The organism is Pseudomonas sp. G166 (assembly GCF_037027455.2).
Taxonomy (GTDB): domain Bacteria; phylum Pseudomonadota; class Gammaproteobacteria; order Pseudomonadales; family Pseudomonadaceae; genus Aquipseudomonas.
On record NZ_CP146985.1, the window covers coordinates 2873994 to 2897442 of the forward strand.

The window sequence follows — 23449 nt, forward strand, 5'->3', positions numbered from 1 at the left end:
CGGTTTAAAAAACGCCGGGATTAATTCCGATAGACCGCCGCACTCCAATACTGGCTGCCATTGCGCTTTTGACGAGTCCAGCCGTCCGCCTTCAATTGCTTGGCGATCATGCGATTCATCCAGCCATGCCCCAGCAGCAGGACCGGGCCATTGCCGGCAAGTGCCTGCAGCCGTTGCGCTGCGCTGTTGGCACGCAGCTTCGCGGCACCTGCGGACTCAACCCGGCGGGAGTACCCGCACAACCATAAGACCCGCAGAACAAACGCCCAGGTAAACGGTGAGAGCCTTGGCCATTTCCAGCGGCCATACGGCAGTTGCGCTTCACAGAAAAGCGCGTCGACGACGGTGGGCTCCAGGCCCAATGCCAGGGCAGAGGCCAGGGCACGAGGCGCGGAGCTTGAAACGATGACCGTGGCGGTCGCGGCGAGCTGTTGGCTGGCGTCCGGGGCGGGGTGATGAGTGATTTCCGAGCGGTCGTAGCGTTCGATCCAGTCTTTCATATCGAGCGCTGATACTTTGGCGGTCGCGGCCAGTTTTGGCTGGCCATGGCGCATCAGTATTATTTCTCTGGGCACAGTCTTTCTACGTCCTTGTGTCAGTGGTCTGTCTGGCCGGCACACTGTAATTTTTGAACCAGCCGTGATCACGGTACCACGCCACGGTATCGCTGAGGGTCCGCTCCAGCGTACGGAAGCGTATACCGAGCTCGTGTTCACTTTTGCTGTGATTGAAACGGCTGCGGTCTGCTTCTCGCACCAATAGGCGCAAGGTGGCCAGGCTCAGCAGGACGGGTTTGCGGGTAATACGTGCATAGAGTTCTTGCACGGCCGCCAAGAGGTATAGAAGGGGCAGCGGTACTTGTCGAGCCGGTGTCTTGACGCCCGCGATGCGTCCAAGGACAGGCACCAGTTCGCCCATGGTCATATGCCGGCCTGCGGCGAGATAGCGTTCCCCCCGGCGTCCATGATTGGCAGCGGCAATCTGCGCCAGTGCCACGTCGCGGGCATCGACCACGGAAAAGCTGCCGGGGATCAGGCCGGGCAATTTGCCGTTCACGACATCGTTGACCAACTGCCCCGAGGAGGTCGGTCCGATGTCGGCGGGGCCCCACATCCAGCCAGGCAGGACCATGCAGGCATGCATTTCGGGATGGTCTTGCAGAAACGACAGGATGACCCTGTCAGCGAGAATCTTGCTGCGGTAGTAGTCATCCGCGTCGGCCTCGGCGCGCAGGCAGGTCTCGTCGATGGATGTGCCGGGCGCCCCGTCGAGCACGGCGATGGATGAGGTATGGATGAACCGCCGTATGCCGGCGCGGAAGGCCTGGTCAATCAGATCCCGCGTACCGCTGACGTTGATCTTTTCCAAGGCTTTCCAGTGGCTGCCGCCCTTGTAGTTGTCGCGAAAGAATGCCGCCGTGTGAAACACCGTATCGCAGCCTTGCAGCGCCGGTGCGAAGGCCTCTACGTCGGCCATGTCTCCCACGACCAGTTCCACCCGTGGCAGCTTGCTGAACTGCTGTTCACCCTTGGCTCTTGATCGGACCAGGGCTTTGACCGCGTAGCCTCGAGCGATCAGTTCACGCACCAGGTTGTTGCCCAGTAAGCCTGTGGCGCCAGTGACGAAGACGCTGTACATGTTCGAACCTTCCTGTTGTTTCGACGGCGTGTAGATATACCGCCCAGGCCTCTCGCGAAAAATGGCGACTGCTGCATAATGGCTTTGCATATATGCAGACCAGGGAAGGAATGACGCATGGCGTTGCAAGCAAATTGGGATGATCTTCGTCTGCTGTTGGCGGTTTCGCGGCGCGGCAGCTTTCTTCAAGCGGGCCAGTTACTGGGGATGGCGCCGTCTACGGTGTCCCGACGCTTGACCCAGCTTGAAAGCGCCCTGGGCGAACCGCTGGTGGAGCGGGGCGTGGAAGGATGTTGGTTGACCCCGCGTGGCCAGTCGCTTCTGGAGGTTGCCCAGGCTGCTGAATCGGGCTTGCGACGGCAAACCTTGGCGGCCCTGTCCGAGCGGCCCACGGAGCTATCGGGCAGTGTTGTCGTCAGTGCCGGGGAGGGGTTTTCATCTGCCGTGCTGGAGGCTGCCAGTCGCTTCACTGCTTTGCATCCGCGCTGTTCGGTGGAGTTGCTGTCAACACCGGACTTTCACAAGATCGTTCGCGGCGCCGCAGACATTGCGGTACGCACGGCCCATCTGGGCGAACCGTCGTTGATTTATCGTCCTCTCGGCAAATTCGCCTACGGGGTCTTCGCGGCAGCAAGTTATCTGCAGCGCTTTCCGGGAATGACGCTGGCCACTGCGGGCAACATTGCCTTGCTGCCTCCATTGGACATGTTGCCGCAAATGCGTGCAGCAAAAGCCGCGGGCTTGGAACGGGCACAGATCAGCGTGAGCTCCTTTACCGCGCAGCTTGAATCGGTGAGACGAGGTATGGGGGTGGGCGTATTGCCGCGGATTCTGGCAAAGGACCTGGTCGAGGTGTTTCCGCAGATCGAGCTTCCGGATTTGGAGGTTTATCTGGTGACCCGGCCCCAGGTATTGAAACAGGCTCATATCAAATGTTTTTTTGCCATCCTGGAACAGGTGCTGATCGAAGCCGTTTCCATGAATTGAAGCGGAACGCGGAGCGTCCCTGGCGACATTCCCACGCGGAGCGTGGGAACGATCAATCCTTGCAGGTACAGCCCTCAGCCTTGCTTGGACCCTCTGCCAATTTGCCAGACATACGGTGGTTCCGTGCCATTGATTTCCCAGTCGCCAATGATGCGCTCCTTATAGATCAGCGGATTGTGCGAGGCGGCGGTGCGCGCATTGCGCCAGTGGCGGTCGAGGGCTTTGCCAGTGCTGGTGGCCGACGCGCCGAGGGCGTTGAACAGGTCGCTGGTGGCACGCAGTACCAGGTCGGAGATCACCACCTGGGCTTGGGCGGACTCCAGTTCGGCGGCGATGTTGGCGATGTGCTCGGCCTCGGTGTTACGGCCAAAGCGGCTTTCGTAGGCGCGTTGCGAGGCCGCTGCGGCACGCAGGGTGGTAGCCTCGGCAGCATAGACTTGGGCCGAGGCCTTGCCGACCACTTGCTGCACTTGTACGTCCTGGCTCACTTGGCTGGCATTGCCGGTGCTGAATATCCGTGTGCGTTTGTTCACCTGCTCGGTGATGTCGCGCACGGCTGCGCGGCCTGAGCCGGTCAGCACCGCCAGCAAGACCAGTTGATAGAACGCCGTCTGGTACTTGAAGCGGGTGGCGAAGTCGATGAGGTTTTCGGCCTCGACCACGGCATTCTCGAACACCGACGTCCCGCTGCCGGTGGTGCGTTGGCCAAAGCCGTCCCAATCGTCACTTTGCTTGACGCCCGGCTGGTGGACATTGACGGCGGCGATCACGTCGCTGCCGTTGTCGTCACGCTGGGCGTACAGGTCGATCCAGTCGGCAAAAATACTGCCGGTGCTGTAGTACTTGGTGCCGTTGACGACCCATTGATCGCCCAGGCGGGACACGCGGGTGCCGACTTCGCCGATTTTCACCGCGCCGATTTCGGTCCAGGCATTGCCCACCAGGTCGCCCTCGACGAAGCGCTTGAACCAGATGTCCTGCGGACTGCTGGCATGGGCATTGAGGCGATCCTCGACAAAGGCGAAGTGGCCGCGCAGGGCCTGGGGCAGGTTGGAGTCGGCTTCGGCCAGTTCGATCAGCAGTTGCAATAACTGCGGCAGCGAAGCCCCGGCACCACCGAACTCGACTGGTACGCGCACGGCGCCAAAGCCGGCTTCCTTCAACCATTTCACCTGTTCGAAGGGCAGGCTGCGGGTTTGCTCACGCTCCAGGGCGCCGGCTTGGATGCGCGCGAAAATCGGCCGAAATCGCTCGACCAAGGCTTGATAGTCAGTGCCGGTGGAGAGGACAGGCGGCAGGTGTTGTTGCTGTGCGGTCATGACGGTGTTCCTTCTGATGACGAGAGGGTAGCTGGAGCCATTGCACGGTCCATGCCTGACGTGAAATGCCCGTAGAACCTGGGCTGCACGGCTTTTATGGGCGAAAGAGTTGTCGGCCTGCGGACAATCTGTTGCGCGACTGTGTGCTGGGCAACAGTCATCACCGCGAGCAACGACACCGCGGGGTGTTGGCCAGGCAACAGCGTAGCAACAGCTTGTCTGTAAGACGACAGCGCAGTGATTTCGTTATTTGGTTAAATCATTGATTAATAAGTAAATATCAAGCTGGCACGGTTGCTGCTCTAGACCTTGTGCGGACGCTGCGACAGCGTCTACTGGCATGAGGTAAGTGATGAACAAGCAATTCAAAGTGGTGGCAGTGTCAGGCAGCGTGCAGCAACCGTCGCGCACCCTGGTCCTGCTTAACGCGCTGGTGGAAAGGCTCGGGCAGCAATTGCCGATCGAAGTGCGCTTGGTCGAACTGGCCAAAATCGGCCCACAGTTCGCCGGCGTACTGCGTCGTGAGGCGTTGCCCGCCGCCGTGCAAGAAGACCTGCAGGCCATTGAAAGCGCTGATCTGCTGATTGCAGCGAGCCCAGTCTATCGGGCGTCGTACACCGGCCTGTTCAAGCACCTGTTCGATTTCGTTCATCACGAAGCCCTTAAAAACGTACCGGTGCTGCTGGCCGCGACCGGGGGCTCCGATCGCCATGCCTTGATCATCGATCACCAGCTGCGGCCACTGTTCGGCTTCTTCCAGGCCCTCAGTCTGCCCGTGGGGGTCTATGCCAGCGAAACCGATTTCTCTCACTACAGGATTTCCAGCACGCCGCTGCTCGAACGTATCGAGCGTGCTGTCGAGTCGGCGCTGCTGAGCCTAGCCCCGGACTTGCGGCGCAACGCCAGCGCCGCCTGATCAATCACTTCATTTCAACGAACTGTGGAGTACATGCAATGAGCCAGGACACGATCAAATTTGCTTACTGGGTGCCCAATGTCAGCGGAGGCCTGGTGGTCAGCAAGATCGAACAGCGCACCGATTGGGGAATCGACTACAACCGTAAACTTGCGCAAATCGCTGAGGATGCAGGCTTCGACTATGCCCTTTCTCAGGTGCGTTTTACCGCCGGGTACGGTGCCGAATACCAGCATGAATCGGTGGCGTTCAGTCACGCCTTGCTGGCCGCCACCACACGCCTGAAAGTCATCGCCGCCGTGTTGCCGGGGCCATGGACGCCGTCGGTGCTGGCCAAGCAGATCGCAACCATCGATCACCTGACCGGCGGCCGGGTGGCGATCAACGTGGTGTCTGGCTGGTTCAAGGGCGAGTTCACCGCCATTGGCGAGCCGTGGCTGGAGCACGATGAGCGCTATCGCCGATCCGAGGAATTCATCACCGCGCTCAAGGGCATCTGGACCACCGACAACTTCACCTTTCGCGGTGACTTCTACCGCTTCCACGACTACACCCTCAAGCCAAAACCGTTGCAACAGCACCCGGAAATTTTCCAGGGCGGTAGCTCACGTGCCGCCCGGGACATGGCTGCCCGGGTCTCCGACTGGTATTTCACCAACGGCAATACCGTTGAGGGCATCAAGGCCCAGGTCGATGACATCCAGGCGAAAGCTGCGGCCAACAACCACAAGGTCAAGGTCGGAGTGAACGCGTTCGTCATCGCCCGCGACACCGAAGAGGAGGCGCGGGCGGTGCTGGCCCAGATCATCGACCAGGCCGATCCTGAAGCGGTCAATGCCTTCGGCGATGCGGCGAAGCAGGCCGGCAAGTCCAGCCCGGAAGGCGAGGGCAACTGGGCCAAGTCCAGTTTCGAGGACCTGGTGCAGTACAACGACGGCTTCAAGACCAACCTGATCGGCACGCCGCAGCAGATCGCCGAGCGCATCGTCGCGCTCAAGGCCGTGGGCGTCGACCTGGTGCTCGCGGGCTTTTTGCACTTCCAGGAAGAAGTCGAGTATTTCGGCCGCAAGGTCCTGCCGCTGGTGCGTGAACTGGAGCAACGCAAAGTGGCAGCAAAAACGGCGGCGGTCGCTTAGGCGCGGGAGGCAGCATGGGTACGTTCACCGACACAGCCGCTGCGTCACCGGCCAGCTTGCCCCAGTGGTTGCAGCAACAGGCGCATCAACATGGCGCGGATGTCGCGCTGCGTCATAAGCACCTGGGTGTCTGGCAAGAGCGGACCTGGGAGCAAGTGGCCGACGAGGTGCGCCGTTTGGCGAGCGCCTTGCAAGTCTGCGGTTTTTCGGCGGGCGCGACCCTGACGATTATCAGCCGGCCCAGGCCGCAGGCGCTGTTTGCAGCATTGGCCGCGCAGTGGCTGGGAGGCGTGGCGAGCCTGTTCGACCCGTTGGAGGCAAGGGGCGAACAGGTGCGACTGCTCGGCACGCTGCAGCCGGACTTCGTTCTGGTCGAAGGCTTGGAAGAAATGCTGCGTCTGCAGGCGGCGCAGGCCGTCGTGCGCGTGCTGGTTTACCTGGACAAGCGTGGCTTGTCGGATTCGTTGCCATTTGCTCAAGCACTGGATTACGCCGCGTTGGTTGCCGAGCGGCCCACCGGTGAGCTGGCACCGCAAGGGCGAGTGCTGCAAACGGCCTTTGTCTTTTATCGAGGGGCGGGGCAGGCCATTGAAGAACAACGCGTCAGCCACGCCGAGCTGTTGCAGGAGGGCCAGCGATTGGTGACACGCGAAGGGCTGGGACGCCAAGAAGAAGCATTGGCCGCACGGGCGTTCGCCTCAGGCGGACAAGCTCGCTATTTGCTGGCGCCCTGGTTGATCGCCGGTTTTCGCCTGAACTTCCCAGAGAACCTGGCGACCCGTGATCGCGACCGTCGCGAGCTGGGCCCGACACTGGTGGCCGGGACACGTGACACCTACGAACGTTTGTACCGCAATGCGCTGGAGCGTTTGCCGGAGCCGGGCAGCTGGCCGCGCCGGCTGGTGGACTGGGCGCTGGCGGTCCATCCGGGGCCCCTGCAAAGGTTTCTGGGTGACTGGCTGGTGCGCCGGCCTTTGCGCGATGTGCTGGGTTTTTCCCGGACCCGTGCGCCGCTGCTGGTGGGGGATGCCCTGGCGCCTGAGACCCAGGCGTTTTTCCAGGTGTTGGGTATCCAGGTCCGGCAGTGGGGCGACGCGGCCCACTGGGAAGCGCCGACGAACCTTGTGAAGCGAACCACTCATGACTGGACCGGGTTCCAGTCGCAATTGGCCTGAGAGGAAACGCCCCATGACCCAGACGGCCGCCAAGCATCTGCTGGAACTGGAACATATTTCACTGTCATTCAAGGGCGTCAAGGCGGTTACCGACATCAGCTTTCGGGTTGCCAGCGGTGAGATCTGCGCCTTGATCGGCCCCAACGGTGCCGGCAAGAGCTCGCTGTTGAATGTCATCAGCGGTGTGTACCAGGCCCAGGACGGGCGCATCCGTTTTGACCGGCAAGATCGGCGCCGGATGCGCGCCCACGATGTGGCGGTGCGCGGCATTGCCCGGACGTTCCAGAACATCGCCTTGTTCAAGGGCATGAGCGTGCTCGACAACGTGCTCACCGGACGCAACCTCAAGCGTCGCAGCAGCTGGTTTGAACAGGCCCTGCGCATCGGTCGGGCCCGGGCCGAGGATGACATCCAGCGCGAAGCGGCGGAGCGGGTCATCGAGTTCCTGCACTTGCAGCCCTGGCGCGACGCTTTGGTCGGCAAGTTGCCCTATGGCCTGCAGAAGCGGGTGGAGTTGGCCCGGGCCATGGCGGCAGAGCCTCGGCTGTTGCTGCTGGACGAGCCCATGGCCGGGATGAATGCCGAGGAGAAGCAGCAGATGAGCCGCTTCATCGTCGACATCAATCGAGAGCTGGGCACCACTGTGGTGTTGATCGAGCACGACATCGGTGTGGTCATGGACATCAGCGACCACGTGGTGGTGCTCGATTACGGCCGCAAGATCGGCGATGGATCGCCTGAAGAGGTACGACAGAACCCCGAGGTCATTGCGGCCTATCTGGGCACGCGCCACTAACCCTGGGCATTCGAAGGCTTCTCCGTCTGGAGAGGGCAGGCAAGTTGCGCCCGCAAAACAGGAACAGGCATGGAGTTTTTCTTTGAAGTATTGATTGGCGGGCTGTTGGCGGGGGTGATGTACGCCCTCGTGGCGATCGGTTTTGTCCTGATCTACAAGGCCTCCGGCGTGTTCAATTTCGCCCAGGGCGCGATGGTGCTGTTCTCGGCACTGACCTTCGTCAGCCTGCTGGAGCGCGGTGTGCCGTTCTGGCTGGCGTTTGTCATCAGCCTGGTGGCCATGCTGCTGATCGCGGTGGCGGTGGAGCGCGTGGTGCTGCGGCCGTTGGTCAACCGCTCACCGATCACCCTGTTCATGGCCACCCTCGGGCTTTCCTACGTCATCGAAGGTTTCGCCCAGGCGCTGTGGGGTGCCCAGGTGCACGGCCTGGAGCTGGGTATCAGTGACGAACCGCTGGAGCTGGGCGGGATGTTGTTGTCGCAGTTCGACATTTTTGCCGCGCTGACGGCCGCGCTGTTGGTGCTGCTGTTGTCCTGGCTGTTCAACAAGACCAGGTTGGGGTTGGCGTTGCGCGCGGTGGCCGACGATCCACTGGCGGCCTTGGCTGTGGGCATCCGCTTGCAGCGGGTCTGGGTAGTGGTGTGGGCGGTGGCGGGGTTTGTCGGGCTTGTGGCCGGGCTGCTCTGGGGCGCTCGCCTGGGGGTGCAGTTCTCGCTCTCGCTGGTGGTGCTCAAGGCCCTGCCGGTGTTGATCATCGGCGGCTTTACCTCCATCAGCGGGGCGATTGTCGGCGGGTTGATCATCGGCGCCTCGGAGAAGTTGGCGGAGGTTTACCTCGGGCCCTTTATCGGCAGTGGTATCGAGAACTGGTTTCCCTACGTCCTGGCGCTGCTGTTCTTGCTGGTGCGTCCGGCGGGGCTGTTCGGCGAGCGGGCCATCGAACGAGTCTAGGGGAGAAACCACATGTTTTATCGAGAAGCAGGTCAGTTCAACACCCGTTACGCCGAGGATCGCCGTGTCTTTGCCTTGCGCCAGGATCGCCACGGACTCGCCGTATTATTGCTGGTTGCGTTCGTCGTGGTGCCCTGGCTGGGGAATGACTATTGGTTCAGCGCGATCCTGATTCCGTTCCTGGTGCTGTCCTTGGCCGGGCTGGGGCTCAACCTGCTGACCGGCTATGCCGGGCAATTGTCCCTCGGCTCAGCGGCGTTCATGGCGGTGGGGGCCTTTGCCACCTACAACCTCGAACTGCGTGTCGCCGGCTTGCCGTTGTTGTTCAGTATCGCCCTGGGCGGGCTGACGGCGGCGCTGGTGGCGGTGCTGTTCGGCCTGCCGAGCCTGCGGATCAAGGGTTTTTATCTACTGGTCTCGACCTTGGCGGCGCAGTTTTTCGTGACCTGGGCGTTGACCCGGTTCAGCTGGTTTTCCAACAACAGCGCCTCGGGCGTGATCACCGCGCCGCGCCTGGACGTGTTCGGGGTGAACCTGGACGCACCGGCCGGCCGCTATCTGCTGACCCTGACGGTCGTGGTGGCGCTGTTCTGGCTGGGCAAGAACCTGGTGCGCAGCGAGCTGGGGCGCAACTGGATGGCGGTGCGTGACATGGACACCGCCGCAGCGGTGATCGGCATCCCACTGGCGAAAACCAAGCTGCTGGCCTTCGCCATCAGTGGCTTTTTCCTCGGGGTGGCCGGTGCCCTGTGGGCCTTCGCCTACCTGGGCACCGTGGAGCCCCATGGCTTCGATCTCAACCGGTCGTTCCAGATCCTGTTCATCATCATTATCGGTGGCCTCGGCAGCCTGCTGGGCAACTTTCTCGGCGCGGCCTTCATCGTGCTGTTCCCGGTGTTGCTCTCCAACCTGGTGGCGCTGCTGCCCGGCGGGCTGGTGGACGCCGGCCAGGTGGAGAACCTGCAGAAGATGATATTCGGCGCCCTGATCATCCTGTTCCTGATCAAGGAACCAGAGGGCCTTGCACGCCTCTGGCAGCGATTTCGCGAGCGCGCACGGCTGTGGCCGCTGCGCTACTGAGCGAACCGCTCAAGGCGATTTTCAGCTCCATTTTGTTGGCTTATCACTGGCTTCATCACAAGGAAAATCCGATGTTCAAACGATCATTCGCCAGCAGTCTGGCGCTGGCCCTGAGCCTCACCGCCGCGGCCTTTACCGTCCAGGCGGACAATGAACAATACTTCCCGCTGCAAAGCTATCGCGTCGGTCCATATGCGGCCGGCGGGACCGGTTTTTTCGGCGGCTTCATCGACTACCTCAAATACGTCAACGCCAATGGCGGGGTGAATGGCGTCAAGCTGACCTGGAGCGAGTGCGAAACCGAATACGTGGTGGAAAAAGGCGTGGAGTGCTACGAGCGCCTGAAGAAAGGCTTGAACGGCGCGCCAGCGGCGGCCACCAACCCGCTGTCGGTGGGCATCGCCTACGCCACATTGGAGCGTTCGACAGCCGACAAACTGCCGCTGATCACCATCAACCACGGTCGCACGGATTCCACCGACGGCAGTGTGTTTCCCTACGTTTTTCCGTTGCAGTTGAACCCGTATTCCGAGGTTTCGGCGATCATCAATTACATCGGCCAACGGGCTGGCGGGTTGGACAAACTCAAGGGCCTGAAGATCGTCACGCTGTATCACGGCTCGCCCTATGGCAAGGAAACCAATGAGGTCTTGCAGACCCTGGCCGACAAATACGGCTTTACGCTGACCTTGCTGGAAGTGCCGCATCCAGGCAATGAACAACAGTCGCAATGGCTGAATATCCGTCGGGAAAAACCCGATTGGGTGATCTTGCGTGGCTGGGGCGTGATGAACCCGGTGGCGCTGAAAACCGCGCAGAAAGTCGGTTTTCCGGCCGATCACATCATTGGCAATATCTGGAGCAACTCCGAGGACGACGCGGCGCCGGCCGGTGCTGCGGCCAAGGGCTTCATCGCCATCACCACCCATCCTTCAGGCACCGATTTCCCGGTTCTGCAGGGCATCAAGCAGCAGGTGGTCGATGCCGGTCATGGCGACCTGGCTGACCCCAAGCGCTTCGGCACCGTGTATTACAACCTCGGCGTGGTCAACGGCATCCTCAACGTTGAAGCCGTGCGCATTGCCCAGCAGAAGTTCGGCAAGCAGCCGCTGACCGGTGAGCAGGTGCGTTGGGGGTTCGAGAACCTCAAGCTCGACGACGCCAGGCTCAAGGAACTGGGGGCGCTGGGCCTGGTGCAGCCGTTGCAGTTGTCGTGCGCGGACCATGAAGGCGGTGGTGCGGTGCGCTTCCAGCAATGGGACGGGACCCAGTGGAAGCTGATCAGTGACTGGGTACAGGCCGACCGTGCCTTGCTGCGGCCGATCATTGAAGCCTCTTCGCATCAGTACGCCCGGGAAAAAGGCATTACCCCGCGTGATTGCAGCAAGGAATCCTAAGGCATCGCAGCGACCCGGACGCTCGCGTCCGGTCGCTCCCTGAAGAGGCGAAAAGCATGACCACGCAAGTGCCGATCCTGCAGATCGACGACATTGAAGTGCTCTACGAACAAACCATCCTGGCCGTGCGCAGCGTGTCGCTGAAGGTGGTGAAAGGGCAAGTCGTGGTGCTGCTGGGCGCCAACGGCGCAGGCAAAAGCACGACCTTGAAGGCGGCCTCCAACCTGGTGCGTGCCGAACGGGGCGAGGTGGTGCGGGGGCGGATTGTGTATCAGGGAAAGGAGGTGACCCACAGTGCGCCTCACACGCTGGCGGCAAACGGATTGGTGCAGGTGCTGGAGGGCCGGCATTGCTTTGCCCAGTTGACCGTGGAAGAAAACCTCTTGGCCGGCGCCCTTGCGCGCCAGGTTCCGCGGCGCCAGCTCCTGGCCGACCTGGAGTGGGTCTACGCGCATTTTCCGCGCCTGAAATTGCGGCGCAAGAGCCTGGCCGGCTACACCTCGGGCGGCGAACAGCAGATGATCGCGCTCGGGCGTGCGCTGATGGCCAAACCACAACTGGTGCTGCTCGACGAGCCGTCGATGGGCCTGGCGCCGCAGATCGTCGAGGAAATCTTCGAGATCGTCCGCCAACTCAACCAGCGCGATGGCGTGAGCTTTTTGATCGCCGAACAGAACATCAACATCGCCCTGCATCATGCCCACTATGGCTATGTATTGGAAAGCGGTCGCGTGGCCAGTGAAGGCAGCGCCGAACAACTGGCAGCCCGCGGCGATCTCCAGGATTTTTATCTGGGGACGCGGGCTAGGGAGCAGGAAGGAGCCGGGATTGAAGCACTGCGTTGATGCACCGCGTAGCTGTTATCAGGGCTGCTGCGCAGCCCAACGGGGATAAATCCCCTCGCCACAAAAAGTGCTTTGATCGTTCCCACGCTCTGCGTGGGAATGCATCCCGTGACGCTCTGCGTCACCTTCCAGAAGCGGAACGCGGAGCGTCCCTGGCGACATTCCCACGCAGAGCGTGGGAACGATCGATATTGCTTTTGTGGCGAGGTAGCTTGCTCCCTCGCCACGAGGGAAATTCAGGTAGACAGATTGACCACCCGGCCATCCCGTGTATCCAGGGCCGGGCGCCGTCGATTGACCACCAGCTCGCCAATCCGGATCAGCAGCGTGCGCGTCACATTGCGACTGAGGCCCAACAGACTGGCCGTATGCACTTGATTGCAATTGGCGTAGCGGTAGGTGGCGCGCAGTAGCGCTGCTTCGACCTGCTCATGAAGGTTGCCGTGCTCCTGCTCGAGCAGTTTTTCAAAGGCTTTTTGCAACAACGCCTCTGCGTTTTGTGGGACGCATTCCTGTGGGTTGTCCTGACGTTCGATGCGAAAATTCGACAGGTGCAGGTCCTGTTCGCCAATCACTTTGTTACGGCAAATCAGCAGTGTGTGGTGAATGACGTTTTCCAGCTCGCGGATATTGCCCGGCCAGGAATAGTCGAGCAGTTTGCGCTGCGCCTGGGCGTCCAGCGTCACCTCGCCGTGACCCAGCCGGCGGCTGTACTCGGCGATGAAATGGCGGATCAACGGCAGGATGTCGCCGGGTCGTTCGCGCAAGGGTTTGAGGACCAGGCTGACTACGTTCAGGCGGTAATAGAGATCTTCGCGAAAGTGTCCGGCGTTGATGGCTTTTTCCAACTGCACGTTGGTGGCCGCCAGTACCCGCACATTGATCTTGATGCTCTTGCGCGAGCCCAGGCGGACCACTTCACGTTCCTGTAGTACCCGCAGCAACTTGACCTGGATCGGCAGCGGCAAATCACCGATTTCATCCAGGAACAGCGTGCCACCGTCGGCCTCCTCGAACCAGCCGGCCTTGGCCGTCAATGCGCCGGTGAAGGCGCCTTTTTCATGGCCGAACAGCTCGGCTTCCACCAGTGTTTCGGAAAACGCCCCGCAGTTGACCGCAACGAACGGCTTGTCGCGGCGAGTGCTGAGGTTGTGCACATGGCGGGCCACCAGCTCTTTGCCTGTCCCGGTCTGGCCGATGATCAATACACTGGCATCGCTGGGCGCCACTCGTTGCAGATGCGCCAACAGCGCCTGGGAAGTAGGGTCTTCAAAGACCTGGGCCGTGGCGCGAATCGAGGTGGCCAGGCTGGGCGAGGGAGGAAGCGTGAGGAGCTGCATGACGGTGGCCCGTTAATGAGAGTGCAGTGACTGATGGTGAGTGCCAACGCTCCTTGTTGGGATCACCGCGCGAAGCCAAAGGCTTAAGTCTTAATCTAAATGATCTAAAAAACAGAGAGCAAATAACTTTAAGTTATTTGCTTAGCGTCTTCGACGACAGTCAGGGCACTGGAATGAGGCAATTCTTGCGCATGATCCTGCGAAGAGCCTGCATCCAATAAAAAACAACCAATAAAAAACTTTATTGACTAAAAATAAATAGCGAGTAATTATTCCCCTGCATCTGCTTTCACGCAGAGTCACTTTTCAGGGGCAACCCGATGAGTCAGAACACCCTGCCTTCGTTGGCACGTCTTTACGTCGAAGCGACCGAATCGCCGTCCGACACCTGCAGTGCGCCCTTGCTCATGCAAGGCTTTCCAGCTGAACCTCACCGTCGCGTTACCTGGAGCAATTGGATGCGACCTCCATTCAATCAATGGGGGTTTCGCAACCTGGCGCGCCTGCGTCCGTCCATTGATGTGCAGGCGGGGAGCGCACCGATCAGCCTGTTCAAACACGCGTCCCGTCCTCTGGATCAGTTGCACTTCGACAGCGAGTCGGGGTTGAGCATCAGCGTGATCGAGCATTTGATTGCCAGTCAGACCGATGCCTTTGTAGTGCTGCAAGGCGATACGCTGCTGTTTGAACGGTACTTCAACGGCCAGCGTCCTCAGGACCGGCACATCATGTTTTCGGTGACCAAGTCGCTGATCGGCACCCTGGGCGAACAGCTGGTTACTGAAGGTGTACTGGATCCAGCGTTGTCCGCCGCCCATTACGTGCCGGAACTGGCGGGTAGCGCGTTTGGCGACGCTACCGTCAGGCAACTGTTCGATATGGCGGTGGGCATCGACTACAGCGAGGTTTATGAGGATCCGGATTCCGAGAGCTCCCAGTACGGCTACGCCTGCGGTTTCCAGCCGGCGCCGGCGCAGTACGCTCAGTTCGAGTCCTTGTATCAATACCTGCCGTCACTGAAAAAACGCGGCAGCCACGGCGGCTTCTTCCATTATGTGACCGCCACCACCGAAGCCTTGGCCTGGGTGATGGAGCGCGCCAGCGGCAAGGCTTGCGACCGGTTGTTGCAGGAGCTATGGGGCCAATTGGGTTGCGAGCGCGACGGCTACTTCATGGCTGACCCCTGGGGACGCAGCGTTGCCGGTGCCGGTTTCAGTGCCACCTTGCGAGACATGGCGCGTTTCGGTCGCCTGCTGGCCAACGATGGTCGTCACGATCAACGACAACTGCTATCGAGCGAGACGGTCAGCCGTATCGCCGCCGGTGCCGACCCGGCGATCTATGCCACGTCCCCCGACTTCTCGGCATGGACCCCTGGTGCTTCCTATCGCAGCCAGTGGTACGTCTTCAACGACCACAGCCAGGCACTCATGGCCGGTGGCATCCATGGCCAATACCTGTTTGTCGACAAACCCTCCGGCGTGGTGATCGTCAAGCAGTCATCGCTGAGCGAGGCCGTCAGTCCGTTCGACGGGGACAGCGTGCGCATGCTGCGCGCCATCGCGGCGGACCTTGCCCGCTGACGTGACCCGAAAAAACAAGAGATCCGCGTTCCGTTCACCTGGCCTGGCCGGGTGTTGGCGACGTTTTGCGCCGCCATTCACTGCCCTGTAACAACAATAATCACACAGGAGCTTCAAATGGTTTCCATGACGCGTTTTCCCCGAACGCTCTTAGCGCTCGGGTTGCCCCTGACTACCCAGTTCGCCTTGGCGGGCTACACCTTCGAGGACGGTAACCTCAAGGGCGAGGTCAACCTCACTGCCGGTGGGGCGGCTATTTCTACCCGTAATGTCAATTTCGGCGCTGGTCGCGTCGATATGCGCAGCGGCAAGAACGGTGGCACCAAAATCGACTGGCAGGAGTTCTACGTCAAACCCGGCGTCAAGCTGGAGTATGCCGTACAGCCAGACTTCAGCTTGCTGGCCGGCGGCTCTCTGGTGGGGGCGACTACGTTGGGCGACGGTGATGCCGGCGGCTTTACCCGCCGCTCCGATGGCAAGGTGGACACCGAAGAGCTCTACGGCGGTTTCCGGACAGGGGAGTGGACAGTCACCGCCGGTCGCCAGAACTACATGATCGGCACTGGTTTCATCGTGATGGACGGCAACCTTGACCAGTTGAAAGATGGCGCCTACTGGCTCGCCCCGCGTACCGCGTTCAAGGATTCCGCCGTGCTTGCCTGGGACCATGGCGCCTTGAAGGCTCAAGCGTTCAGCCTGGGGACCGACAGCGACCTTGGCGACTTTCGCATGAGTGGCGCGAACCTGGATTACAACCTCGACGATCAGGTAACGCTGGGGGCTACGGCCATGAAGGTCAAGGCCATGGGTCCCATAAGCAGGACGTCGCCGCGGCATCGCGATGGCATGCAGGTGTACAACGTGAGGGCCTTGAACACCAAGGTTCCAGGCATCCCTGACCTGACCCTGAATGCTGAATATGCCTTGGAGCGCGGCAGCGGAGAAGGCGTGGATTACGATGCCAAGGCTTGGTATGGCCAGGCGGATTATGCCTTCAACACGTTGCCACTGACCCCTGTCATCGGTTACCGCTACGCGAGCTTTTCCGGCGACGACAATCTCACAGATAACCGCCAGAAGGCTTGGGAGTCCCTGAGCAAGGGGTTCGTCGACTGGAGTACCTGGTTGATCGGCGATGTCGTCGGCAACTACCTGCTGTTCAACAGCAACGAAAACGTCCAGCAGTTTTCACTCAAGACCCACCTCGATGAAACCCTCACCCTCGGTGCCATCCACTACCAGTTCTGGCTGGACGAAAAAAACTACATGGGGGCAGCCGTCAGTGATCGGCGATTTGCCGACGAAAGCGTAGTCTTCCTGGATTGGGTGCCGTCGAAGTCGTGGTCAACCTCGCTGTCCTATAACTGGGTCAAGCCGATGGCTGCGGCCAAGCAAGTATTTGGCGACGACCAGAAATTCAGCGCGCTGGAACTCTATTTCACCTACCGCTATTAAGTGCCGCGAGCCATCGCGGCCGCGCTGGAGTGTTTGATCATGAACAGGTTTTTGCGTAACACCATGCTGGGTGCGGTTGTTTCGATGCTGGTCAGTGGCGTGAGCCTGGCCGAAGAGCGGACGGTGCGGATCTACAACTGGATCGAGTACCTGCCGCCGGAAATCCTGAAGAGCTTCCAGGAGGAAACCGGCATCCGCCCGATCTATGACGTCTTCGACAGTGTCGAGACGCTGGAGTCCAAACTGCTGACCGGCAACTCCGGGTATGACGTGGTGTACCCGAGCAGCTCCAATGTCAGTCACCTGATCGCTGCGGGCGCAGTGCAACCCCTGGACCGCAGTCAACTGCCCAACTGGCAGCACCTGGACCCCGAATTCATGAAATCCCTGGAAGCCGTCGGTGACGAAGGCAATCGCTACGCGGCACCGTATCTCTGGGGCACGACCCTGATCGGCTACAACGTCGACAAAGTACGCCAGGTGCTCGGGGCCGACGTGCAGATGAATACCTGGGACATCCTGTTCAAGGAAGAGAACATGGCCAAGCTGGCCAGTTGCGGTGTCGGCTTGCTCGATGCGGCCAACGAGATCGTGCCCATCGCCTTGCACTACAAGGGGCTGGACCCCAACAGCCAGAAGCGAGAGGACTACCCACAGGCGCAGGCGGCGATGGCCAGGATTCGTCCCTACATCACCTACTTCAATTCGTCGCGTTACGGCATGGACCTGGCCAACGGTGAGATCTGCGTAGGGGTGGGCTGGTCTGGCGGGGTGGCCTTGGCCAAGCGGCTGGCCGAGGATGCTGGCAAGGGCGTCAAGGTGGAGATGGCGCTGCCCAAGGAAGGCGCGCCGATGTGGTCGGACGTGATGATGGTGCCCACCAACGCACCTCATCCCCAGGAGGCCTATGCCTTTATCAACTACATCTTGCGTCCGGATGTGATTGCGCGGATCAGCAACAAGATCGGTTACCCCAACCCGAACAAGGACGCCACGGCATTGGTGAGCGCCGAGATCCGTAACAACCCCGCCATGTACATACCGGACGAAGCTCGCAAGACCCTGTTCGCGCTGCAACCCGTGCCGGCTGCCGTGGAACGGATCCGCACCCGCACCTGGACCACCATCAAGACCAATCGCTGATCAGCGTGGCCCGGCGTCGCAGCGCCGGGCTCTTGATGGCTGGGTGTACTCAGGCGCGCATTCCCTGGAACAGCAGCTCGGTGATACGCCGCACCTGTGTGGAATGTGCCTCGATATCCGGCTGTTGCTGGTTGACCAGCCTGAAGAGCTGCAAGTGCGAGTAGTCGTTCAACAGGAAGGCGGCCAGCTCGACGTCGAGGTCGGCACGTAGCTTGCCGGCCTGCTGCAGTTCTCTGATCAAACCGCTGATTTCGGCCCTGAGCGCATCGTTCATGGCGCGATAGCCTTCGGGCAGGCCGTTGTCGCTACCAAACAGAATCAGCGGCAGCAATTCGCGCCAGAGGCTGGGGTGCATGACTTCCAGGGCGTAGCCGGTGAGCAGCCGCTCCAGGTAACACAGGGCTTCGACCGGATCCTCTATTTCCGGGATCTGGCTGCGGGTGTCCGTGAGCGCACGCTGGTCGGCTTCGTGCAGGATCTCGAGGATGATCTCCTGTTTGTTGCCGAAGTACTTGAACACAGTGGGTGCCGATACCCCGGCCTGGTTGGCGATCTGTTCGATGGTGGTGTTCTGGAAACCCTGACGCTCGAACAGCTCCACCGCTGCCTTGCTGATGGCTTGGCGTCGTTCGGCTTTTTGACGTTCACGCAGTCCGCTCACGGGAGGTCCTTGTCATTGAAAGAGGAGGGCGGCGCAATGCGCTAATCCTGTGGGAGCGAGCTTGCTCGCGATAGCGGTCGGCCAGTTGGCATTGATGTGGCTGACATGACGCCATCGCGAGCAAGCTCGCTCCCACAGGTTTGTGGCATGGCCTACACCTGTACCCAAGCAAAATACTTAACCGAGTAAAATTTTTAAAGCAGTTATTTCGCGAGTGTCCTTTTTGAAGGGCAGCATTCCACTGGTCATTGATGTGCAAACACCCTCCCTGGGTCCGGCACTAACCTAATGTTACGTTGTCAGTATTTGGCGCCCGTAGCGCCGACGATCGGCTCAGATAGCTGCACGTCAGCAACATGACGCACTTTTTTTTGACGCCTTAGGGCAAATAACTCGCGATGGATTGCGCCGGGACCGACTATTCCTTTGCGGGTTTGATTCTCTATGCGTTTTCTACTCGATCCGCGTCATGACATTGATGCTGCCTTGCTCAGCTATCGCCGGGTTTTCTGGTCCTTGGCGCTGTTCAGTGGCGTGATCAATCTGCTGGTGTTGGTGCCATCGCTCTACATGATGCAGGTTTACGATCGGGTACTGACCAGCCGCAACGAAACCACCTTGTTCATGCTTACCTTGATCGCCCTGGGCCTGTTCATGTTCAGCGCCCTGATCGAGTGGGTGCGCGGCCAGGTGATGATTCGCATGAGCGCGGGGCTGGACGATGCCTTGGGCGAGCGGATTTTCGACGCCGCTTTCGCCCGCAGCCTGCGTGAGCACAACGCCAACCCCGCGCAGGTGCTCAGCGACCTGGCGACGCTGCGGCAGTTGATCACCGGGCAGGGCTTGATCGCCTTGCTCGACGCGCCGTGGTTGCCGATCTTCTTGCTGGTGGCGTTCATCTTTCATCCGTGGTTCGGGGTGCTGACCCTGGTGCTCGCCTTGGTGCTGATCGGCCTGGCGCTGTGGGGCGAGCTGGCGACCCGGGCGCGCCTGGGGGAGGCCAATCGACTGGGCGTGCAGTCGTCGATCTATGTGAACAGCACGCTGCACAATGCCGAGGTCATCCAGGCGCTGGGCATGCTCGGGCCGTTGCGCCAGCGCTGGAGCTTGCTGCAACAACGCATCATTGCCGCCCAGGCCCACGCCAGCGACCGCAGTGCCCGTATCACCTCGACGACCCGTTTCGTGCGCATCTCCGGGCAGTCGCTGGCCCTGGGGCTTGGGGCGTTGCTGGTGCTCGAAGGCCAGCTGTCAGCGGGCATGATGATTGCGATGTCGCTGCTGCTGGGGCGGGCCTTGGCACCGGTGGAAATCGCCATCGGTTCGTGGAAACAGTTCAACTCCGGGCGCCAGAGCTACCAGCGCCTGAGCCAACTACTGACCCAGCATCCGCGTGATCGCCTGCGCATGCCCTTGCCCCCGCCCAGCGGCGCGGTGCGCCTGGAACAGGTGTATGTCGGCCCGCCCGGGGCCACACAGCCGATCCTGCGGGGGATCAATTTCAGCCTGGCCAAAGGTGATGTGCTTGCCATTGTCGGCGCCAGCGCCAGTGGTAAATCGACCCTGGCCAGGGCATTGGTCGGGGTATGGCCGGCCATGGGCGGATCGGTGCGGCTGGACGATGCCGAGATCAGCCAATGGTCCCATGACGCCCTGGGCCCACACCTGGGCTATCTGCCGCAGGACATCGAGCTGTTCGACGGCAGCGTGGCCGACAACATTGCCCGTTTCGGCGAGCAGGATGCCGACAAAATCATCGCCGCCAGTCGTCACGCCGGTATCCACGAGATGATCCTGAGGTTTCCCAAGGGTTACGACACGCCGTTGGGGCCCGGCGGGCTTGGTTTGTCCGGTGGCCAGAAACAACGCCTCGGGCTGGCCCGTGCGCTGTATGGCCATCCGACGCTGATCGTGCTCGACGAGCCCAATTCCAATCTCGATGAAGCCGGTGAGTTGGCGTTGCTGCAGGCCATCAACGCCCTCAAGGCCGCTGGCAGTACGGTGGTGCTGATTACTCACCGGCCGAATGTGCTGGCGGTGGTCGATCACATCCTGGTGCTCAAGGACGGCACCCAACACGCATTCGGCCCGCGGGACCGGGTGCTCAAGGCTTTGATGCCAGCGCCCAGGCCGACCGCGGTAAGGGAGGCTGGCGGCGATGCGTGATCTGACTCCAGGTACACAAGCGTACAGCGAGCAAGGGCTGAGCGTACTCGGTGCCCATACGCTGCCCACCGCCAGCACCGACGCTGGCGGTGCCGCCCGCTATGGCGTGGTTTTCCTGGTCCTGGCGCTGGGCGGGGCGCTGCTCTGGGCCTGCCTGGCGCCGCTCGACCAGGGTGTCGTCGGCAGCGGCACCGTGGTGGTGGCGGGTGAGCGCAAGGCTGTGCAGTCATTGGTCGGCGGAGTGGTGGAAAAGCTGCTGGTCAGCGATGGCGATCGTGTCGCCCAGGGGCAGTTGCTGGTGCAGCTCAATACCGTGCAGGCGCAGTCGCAGCTGGACGTGACCTTGGGCAAGTTGCTCAACGACCGCAGCGTCGAGGCGCGGTTGATTGCCGAGCGCCTGGGCAGCGCCGAGATCCAGTGGCCGGCCGAGCTGCTGGCGCACGCCGACGAGCCGCGGGTCAAGGCGGCCATGGCCTTGCAGAGCCAGTTGTTCCTGACCCGCCGTGCGGAGTTGGGCAGCCGCTTGCAGATCATCGAGCACGAAGCTGTGGCGTTGCAGCAGCAGTTGCTTGGCTATGAAGGCGTCAAGCGTAACTACGACGCGCAGATGCGCTTCCAGCAACAGGAGCTTGAGGGGCTGCGTGACCTGGCCCGTGAAGGCTACGTTCCGCGCAACAAGCTGTTCGAAGCCGAGCGCAATGCGGCTCAATTGGCGGGGCAGATCGCTTCCGGCGTGGGCGATATCGGCAGGACTCGCCAGGCGATCAACGAAAGCCGGCTCAAGGCCTTGCAGGCGCAGCAGGAGTTCCGCCGCGACGCCGAAACCCAACTCAGCGAAGTGTCTGCCGAAGCGGCCGGCTATGCCGATCAGATTCGAGCGCTGCAGTTCGAAGTCGACAACGGGGCGATCCGTGCGCCTGTGGCCGGGCAGGTCATGGACGTGAGCATTCATACCGTGGGCGGTGTCGCTCAGGCCGGACAAACCCTGATGCAGGTGGTGCCGCTGGACGCGCCGATGGCGATCACCGCGCGTTTCGAGCCGCTGATGGCCAACAAATTGCGCCCGGGCTTGCCGGTGCATGTGCATTTCACCGCGCTGCAACGGGTGGATACACCGACGGTCATCGGCACGGTGACCACGGTGTCGGCGGACCAGTTGATCAATGAGCAGACACACCAGCCGTATTTCTCGGCCAAGGTCGAGATTCCCGCCGACACCGTCGCTTCGTTGCAGAACGCCGGACTGTTGGTGCGCCCCGGCATGCTCGCCGATGTCACGGTGGTGACGGGCGAACGGACCTTGATGAATTACCTGATGAAACCCCTGCGCGAACGCTTGCTTGCGGCCTTCAAAGAGGAATGAGCATGACCGACCGTTGCCGCTACCGCTCTCGTGTATTGCTAAGCCTGTATACCAGTTGGGCGGCGATCAATCCTGTGTGGGCTGGCGAAGGAGGTCTGAGCCTGACCGCCGCCTACGATGCCTCGCGCCTCAACGATCCAACCGTGCAATCGGCCGCCCATGCCTTCGAGGCTTCGCGGCATGAAGAAGACATCGGTCGTGGTGGTCTCTACCCGCAAGTGTCGTTGTCCTCGCGCTATGGCTATGGCGGGCGTACCGACGGCGGTGACGACAGCGGCTACGTCAACAGTAACGATTACCAGGCCAACAACGTCACCCTGGCGGCGCAGCAACCGCTCTACGACAAGGGGCGTTGGGCGGCGTATCAAGAGGGCAAGGCCAGGGGGCAATTGGGCAGCCAGCTATTCGACGTCGCCGGCCAGACCCTGTTCGACCGGGTCGCCAAGGGTTATTTCGATGTCGCCCGGGCTGAGAACGAGATCAAGCTGATCGCCCAGCAGAAAACGGTCATCAATGGGTTGGTCACCCAGAGCAAAAAGCTCTATCAGGGTGGCCAGGGGGCGATCACCGATATCGATGAAGCCCAGGCCCGGCTCGATCTGGTGGAGGCCCAGGAGACCGAAGCCCAGGCCCGCCGAGTGGCGGCGTTGCGGGCACTGTCCGGTCGTGCCAGCGTGCCCATCGATGATATCCAGCCGATGCGCGAGGAGATTGCCGCCGGTAGCCCGATCCCGCCGGAGCAGGATTTGGCCTACTGGACGGCGATTGCCCGTGAGGCCAGCCCCGATCTTGCCGCGCGGCTGGCGGCGGTGAAAGTCGCCGAGGCCCAGGCTGACAGCCAGCGTGCCGGGCATTACCCGACCTTGTCGCTGACCACGCAACTGACCCGTCGGGAAACCCGCCAGTATCAAGAACTCGACCCGCGTCAGGACACCTACTACGTAGGCGTGCAACTGGATATTCCGTTGTATCGTGGCGGCGCGGTACGCGCCTCCGTGGCCAAGGCCGAAGCGCAACTGGCCGGCGCCCAGTCCGACTATGACGTGCAGCGGCAACAATTGGCCGAGGATATCGAAACCGATTATCTGGGTGTGGTGGCCGGGTTCGCCAAGAGCAAGGCGATGCAGCGCGCGGTGGAGTCCAATCAGCGGGCACTGACCTCCACGGAAAAAGGCTTCCAGGGTGGCGTGCGCTCTACGGTGGACATTCTCGATGCACAGCAACGGCTATTCCAGGCCCGTCGGGATCTGCTCAACACCAAACTCGACATGCTGCAAAGCTATGTCAGCCTGCACACCCACACGGGCCAGATGAACCGCGCGGTCCTGGAGCAGGTGCAAAGCCTGTTTTGAATAGCCCAAATTCCTGGATCCTTGTGGGCAGGGAATAAATCTCCTCGCCACATTGGTTCTCTGGCGAACCTCGATTTTTCAGGCTCAGCCAATCCCCTGTGGGAGCGAGTCTGCTCGCGAAAGCGCTGGGTCGCTGCGCATCGATG

The 23449-nt window shown here is 61.3% G+C and carries 20 protein-coding genes; 15 read left to right on the top strand and 5 right to left on the bottom strand.

All coding sequences use genetic code 11. The features are described from left to right. Positions 1-20: 20 nt before the first annotated feature. Both SGN16_RS13015 and SGN16_RS13020 read right to left on the bottom strand, forming a co-directional pair. Positions 21-554 carry a histidine phosphatase family protein gene (locus SGN16_RS13015; RefSeq protein WP_335944262.1) on the bottom strand — a complete coding sequence of 178 codons (534 nt, stop codon included), beginning with the start codon at positions 552-554 and terminating at the stop codon, positions 21-23. A gap of 28 nt (positions 555-582) precedes the next feature. Continuing rightward, a complete protein-coding gene (locus SGN16_RS13020) occupies positions 583-1638 on the bottom strand; it encodes an SDR family oxidoreductase (RefSeq protein ID WP_335944263.1) in 1056 nt (351 codons plus the stop codon). A 117-nt stretch (positions 1639-1755) separates the two neighbouring features. Between SGN16_RS13020 and SGN16_RS13025 the strand changes: the two genes are divergently transcribed. Beyond that, positions 1756-2625 carry a LysR family transcriptional regulator gene (locus SGN16_RS13025; protein ID WP_335944264.1) on the top strand — a complete coding sequence of 290 codons (870 nt, stop codon included), beginning with the start codon at positions 1756-1758 and terminating at the stop codon, positions 2623-2625. 74 nt (positions 2626-2699) lie between these two features. On the opposite strand, the gene SGN16_RS13030 is transcribed toward SGN16_RS13025, so the two are convergent. After that, positions 2700-3944: an acyl-CoA dehydrogenase family protein gene (locus SGN16_RS13030; protein ID WP_210644613.1), complete on the bottom strand. Its 1245-nt coding sequence runs from the start codon at positions 3942-3944 to the stop codon at positions 2700-2702. A 352-nt stretch (positions 3945-4296) separates the two neighbouring features. Here SGN16_RS13030 and msuE point away from each other — a divergent pair, with 352 nt between their 5' ends. The 8 genes from msuE (at position 4297) to SGN16_RS13070 (ending at position 12240) form a co-directional block, all read left to right on the top strand. Beyond that, complete coding sequence (gene msuE / locus SGN16_RS13035; RefSeq protein WP_335944265.1) at positions 4297-4860, top strand: FMN reductase; 564 nt, start codon at positions 4297-4299, stop codon at positions 4858-4860. Between the two features lie 38 nt (positions 4861-4898). Continuing rightward, positions 4899-5996, top strand: coding sequence for a dimethylsulfone monooxygenase SfnG (gene sfnG, locus SGN16_RS13040; RefSeq protein WP_335944266.1), 1098 nt, complete (start codon positions 4899-4901; stop codon positions 5994-5996). A gap of 14 nt (positions 5997-6010) precedes the next feature. Further along, a complete protein-coding gene (locus SGN16_RS13045; protein ID WP_335944267.1) occupies positions 6011-7171 on the top strand; it encodes an AMP-binding protein in 1161 nt (386 codons plus the stop codon). Positions 7172-7184: 13 nt separating this feature from the next. After that, positions 7185-7967, top strand: a complete 783-nt coding sequence (locus tag SGN16_RS13050) for an ABC transporter ATP-binding protein (protein ID WP_335944268.1) — start codon at positions 7185-7187, stop codon at positions 7965-7967. A gap of 69 nt (positions 7968-8036) precedes the next feature. Next, positions 8037-8918: a branched-chain amino acid ABC transporter permease gene (locus SGN16_RS13055; RefSeq protein ID WP_335944269.1), complete on the top strand. Its 882-nt coding sequence runs from the start codon at positions 8037-8039 to the stop codon at positions 8916-8918. A 12-nt stretch (positions 8919-8930) separates the two neighbouring features. Further along, positions 8931-9998, top strand: a complete 1068-nt coding sequence (locus SGN16_RS13060) for a branched-chain amino acid ABC transporter permease (RefSeq protein ID WP_210644625.1) — start codon at positions 8931-8933, stop codon at positions 9996-9998. A 71-nt stretch (positions 9999-10069) separates the two neighbouring features. After that, positions 10070-11395, top strand: coding sequence for an ABC transporter substrate-binding protein (locus tag SGN16_RS13065; protein WP_335944270.1), 1326 nt, complete (start codon positions 10070-10072; stop codon positions 11393-11395). Between the two features lie 56 nt (positions 11396-11451). Next, positions 11452-12240: an ABC transporter ATP-binding protein gene (locus SGN16_RS13070; protein ID WP_335944271.1), complete on the top strand. Its 789-nt coding sequence runs from the start codon at positions 11452-11454 to the stop codon at positions 12238-12240. A gap of 236 nt (positions 12241-12476) precedes the next feature. Here the strand turns inward: SGN16_RS13070 and SGN16_RS13075 are convergent, their stop codons facing one another. Next, entirely contained in the window at positions 12477-13580 is a 1104-nt protein-coding gene (locus SGN16_RS13075; protein ID WP_210644631.1) for a sigma-54 dependent transcriptional regulator, read from the bottom strand. Between the two features lie 320 nt (positions 13581-13900). Here SGN16_RS13075 and SGN16_RS13080 point away from each other — a divergent pair, with 320 nt between their 5' ends. From SGN16_RS13080 to SGN16_RS13090, 3 genes are all read left to right on the top strand, one after another. After that, positions 13901-15163, top strand: a complete 1263-nt coding sequence (locus tag SGN16_RS13080) for a serine hydrolase (RefSeq protein WP_335944272.1) — start codon at positions 13901-13903, stop codon at positions 15161-15163. 117 nt (positions 15164-15280) lie between these two features. Further along, a complete protein-coding gene (locus SGN16_RS13085; protein ID WP_335944273.1) occupies positions 15281-16618 on the top strand; it encodes an alginate export family protein in 1338 nt (445 codons plus the stop codon). 39 nt (positions 16619-16657) lie between these two features. After that, entirely contained in the window at positions 16658-17761 is a 1104-nt protein-coding gene (locus SGN16_RS13090; protein WP_335944274.1) for a polyamine ABC transporter substrate-binding protein, read from the top strand. Between the two features lie 49 nt (positions 17762-17810). Here SGN16_RS13090 and SGN16_RS13095 read toward each other — a convergent pair whose 3' ends face one another. Next, entirely contained in the window at positions 17811-18422 is a 612-nt protein-coding gene (locus SGN16_RS13095; protein ID WP_335944275.1) for a TetR/AcrR family transcriptional regulator, read from the bottom strand. Between the two features lie 444 nt (positions 18423-18866). Between SGN16_RS13095 and SGN16_RS13100 the strand changes: the two genes are divergently transcribed. The 3 genes from SGN16_RS13100 to SGN16_RS13110 are packed head-to-tail and all read left to right on the top strand — an operon-like array spanning position 18867 to position 23303. Next, positions 18867-20588, top strand: coding sequence for a type I secretion system permease/ATPase (locus SGN16_RS13100; protein WP_335944276.1), 1722 nt, complete (start codon positions 18867-18869; stop codon positions 20586-20588). Beyond that, entirely contained in the window at positions 20581-21951 is a 1371-nt protein-coding gene (locus SGN16_RS13105) for an HlyD family type I secretion periplasmic adaptor subunit (RefSeq protein ID WP_335944277.1), read from the top strand. Before SGN16_RS13100 ends, SGN16_RS13105 begins: the two co-directional genes overlap by 8 nt. A gap of 2 nt (positions 21952-21953) precedes the next feature. Then, on the top strand, positions 21954-23303 hold the full coding sequence (locus SGN16_RS13110; RefSeq protein ID WP_210644649.1) for a TolC family outer membrane protein: 1350 nt from the start codon (positions 21954-21956) through the stop codon (positions 23301-23303). The last annotated feature ends 146 nt before the right edge of the window (positions 23304-23449 follow it).

Coding starts and splice junctions, on each gene's coding strand:
- SGN16_RS13015 (WP_335944262.1), bottom strand. CDS start 554: ATGCGCCATGGCCAGCCAAAACTGGCCGCGACCGCCAAAGTATCAGCG.
- SGN16_RS13020 (WP_335944263.1), bottom strand. CDS start 1,638: ATGTACAGCGTCTTCGTCACTGGCGCCACAGGCTTACTGGGCAACAAC.
- SGN16_RS13025 (WP_335944264.1), top strand. CDS start 1,756: ATGGCGTTGCAAGCAAATTGGGATGATCTTCGTCTGCTGTTGGCGGTT.
- SGN16_RS13030 (WP_210644613.1), bottom strand. CDS start 3,944: ATGACCGCACAGCAACAACACCTGCCGCCTGTCCTCTCCACCGGCACT.
- msuE (WP_335944265.1), top strand. CDS start 4,297: ATGAACAAGCAATTCAAAGTGGTGGCAGTGTCAGGCAGCGTGCAGCAA.
- sfnG (WP_335944266.1), top strand. CDS start 4,899: ATGAGCCAGGACACGATCAAATTTGCTTACTGGGTGCCCAATGTCAGC.
- SGN16_RS13045 (WP_335944267.1), top strand. CDS start 6,011: ATGGGTACGTTCACCGACACAGCCGCTGCGTCACCGGCCAGCTTGCCC.
- SGN16_RS13050 (WP_335944268.1), top strand. CDS start 7,185: ATGACCCAGACGGCCGCCAAGCATCTGCTGGAACTGGAACATATTTCA.
- SGN16_RS13055 (WP_335944269.1), top strand. CDS start 8,037: ATGGAGTTTTTCTTTGAAGTATTGATTGGCGGGCTGTTGGCGGGGGTG.
- SGN16_RS13060 (WP_210644625.1), top strand. CDS start 8,931: ATGTTTTATCGAGAAGCAGGTCAGTTCAACACCCGTTACGCCGAGGAT.
- SGN16_RS13065 (WP_335944270.1), top strand. CDS start 10,070: ATGTTCAAACGATCATTCGCCAGCAGTCTGGCGCTGGCCCTGAGCCTC.
- SGN16_RS13070 (WP_335944271.1), top strand. CDS start 11,452: ATGACCACGCAAGTGCCGATCCTGCAGATCGACGACATTGAAGTGCTC.
- SGN16_RS13075 (WP_210644631.1), bottom strand. CDS start 13,580: ATGCAGCTCCTCACGCTTCCTCCCTCGCCCAGCCTGGCCACCTCGATT.
- SGN16_RS13080 (WP_335944272.1), top strand. CDS start 13,901: ATGAGTCAGAACACCCTGCCTTCGTTGGCACGTCTTTACGTCGAAGCG.
- SGN16_RS13085 (WP_335944273.1), top strand. CDS start 15,281: ATGGTTTCCATGACGCGTTTTCCCCGAACGCTCTTAGCGCTCGGGTTG.
- SGN16_RS13090 (WP_335944274.1), top strand. CDS start 16,658: ATGAACAGGTTTTTGCGTAACACCATGCTGGGTGCGGTTGTTTCGATG.
- SGN16_RS13100 (WP_335944276.1), top strand. CDS start 18,867: ATGCGTTTTCTACTCGATCCGCGTCATGACATTGATGCTGCCTTGCTC.
- SGN16_RS13105 (WP_335944277.1), top strand. CDS start 20,581: ATGCGTGATCTGACTCCAGGTACACAAGCGTACAGCGAGCAAGGGCTG.
- SGN16_RS13110 (WP_210644649.1), top strand. CDS start 21,954: ATGACCGACCGTTGCCGCTACCGCTCTCGTGTATTGCTAAGCCTGTAT.